Below are 1,817 nucleotides of genomic sequence, written 5' to 3'. Positions count from 1 at the left end.
AGAGGGAGGTTCGTGAGTTGATGTCCGCTTCTGGGTGAGGCTGGGGCAAGGCTTACGTCCGCTGGTCGGCCTCGTCCATCAACTCGTCGAGGGCCGCACGCGCGAGAGGAACAAAGCGCCGCTGCATGTCGTCCACGTGAAGGCCCGTTTCCGCAGCTGAGGAGCGATAGCGATCCTTCTGCTCACCAGTCAGCGGCCCCCTGCTCAGTTCCATCAGGTATTGAATGGGCGGGTGGATGTGCTGATCGATGGCTTCTGCGTACTCGGCGCCGGCCTGCGCCACAGCAGCGGGTCCTTCGAGCTCAACCGTGTTGGCAGCCTGCCGAGTTGCCCGTACCGCATCGATGGCTGCACCACGCCATGTGTCATAACGATGCTGGTCATAGGGCTCCAGGGTCAGCCGTGACAGTTGCCAGATAGCCCCCTGCGCTTCATGAGCTGCATCCATCAAGGTTTTGTAAGCAGCTTGGCGGCGGTCCCGGCGCCACTTCTGGTGCTCAACCCGCAACTCACGAAGCGCAGTGCGATCTTGTGCGGCCTCTTGGCGTATCTGCTGCCGCTCCAGAGCCTCATTCTTCCGCCGCTCAGTCCGAGCGGTTACAAACGCCGTCAGTGCGCTGCCCAGCAGCGTGCCGACAATCGCAATGGCCGTGGTCATCCAGGTGCTCGTCACAGGGAGACATTGTGAAGCACGACCTCGCACCCATCCGGGCGATCAGCGCAAAGCCCTCCTCGGTTCAAGCAGCCCTCGGCAGGAGGCTGTACTCGAGCCCGTCCTCCCCTGCCGATGCCCTTGCACTCCGAGAACAGATCCCGAGAGGAGGTTCGTGGGTTGATGTCCGCTTCTGGGCGGGGCTGGGCCAAGGCTGCTGGTGTCGGCTACTGCTTCCTGGTGAAGATGCCAGTGTCGGCTTCGGTGAGGATGCCCAGCTTGACCAGGCGTTTCAGCTTGGCCCGGGTGCCTTCGATGTTCTTCGGCAGCAGTTCGTGGTCGAGGGATTCGCAGACGTCCTTGGCCCGCAGCGGTCCGGTCGTGTCGTTGAAGACGGCGAGGATGCGGGGGTAGTCCGGGTGCTCGGGCAGGTCCGGCGGGCCGGCTGGGAGCAGGTCGGTGAGGCCGGTGACGGTCTTCCGAGTGATCGCGAGGTGCTCGAGATGGGTTTCGGCCTCCCGTAGGCGGGTCTGCAGTTTGCCGATCTGCGTGCGGAGGTCGTCGGCCAAGGCCCGGGCGGCGTCCTCCTGGATGTTGAGTGCCTCGAGCAGGGGCTGGATGTTCACGCGGCCGCCGTCTGCGGGTCGCGCCACGTGGGGGTGTTCGCGTCGGTGAGACGGCGGGCCATGACATGGGTCATGGCCCAGTAGACGCGGGAGACGGACGAGGACGGGCGGTGCTCGTAGTCGCGGACCAGGCGCCGGTGCAGTATCAAGATCCCGTAGGTCTGTTCGACGACCCACCGCTTCGGTTGCGGGACGAACCCCTTGTCCTGCGGGTTGCGTTCGATGATCTCGACGTCGATGCCGAGGCGGGTGCCGTGGGCGACGACCTGGTTCTTGAAGCCCTGGTCGACCAGTGCCTTGCGGACGGTTCCGCCGGCGTTCTGGGCGACATGGTTGAGCAGGGCGATGCCCGCCGCGTTGTCGTGCGCGCTCGCGGCGAGGACGTTGACGGCAATGACCAGACCGAGCACGTCCACGGCCAGGCCCCGCTTGCGGCCCGGCACGCGTTTCGCTGCGTCCCGGCCGGTCGTGGAGGCGGGGACCCCGGCAGAGACGTGGACACTCTGGGTGTCCAGCACCACCAGGGTCGGGTCCTCTAA

General features: G+C 65.6%; 3 protein-coding genes. All 3 read right to left on the bottom strand.

Annotated elements, in window-relative coordinates:
• Positions 1 to 52 precede the first annotated feature (52 nt).
• Entirely contained in the window at positions 53 to 658 is a 606-nt protein-coding gene (locus ACZ7IB_RS49160) for a cation:proton antiporter (RefSeq protein WP_146608236.1), read from the bottom strand.
• A gap of 221 nt (positions 659 to 879) precedes the next feature.
• Positions 880 to 1,278: a hypothetical protein gene (locus ACZ7IB_RS49155; RefSeq protein ID WP_111004206.1), complete on the bottom strand. Its 399-nt coding sequence runs from the start codon at positions 1,276 to 1,278 to the stop codon at positions 880 to 882.
• Positions 1,275 to 1,817, bottom strand: a 543-nt coding sequence (locus ACZ7IB_RS49150; RefSeq protein ID WP_470921882.1) for a transposase, incomplete at its 5' end; no start/stop codon positions are given. The genes ACZ7IB_RS49155 and ACZ7IB_RS49150, both read right to left, overlap by 4 nt.

The organism is Streptomyces sp. NPDC037301 (assembly GCF_055602785.1).
Note: the sequence above shows the minus strand (reverse complement) of the source record. Positions and strands in the feature narration are given on the sequence as shown.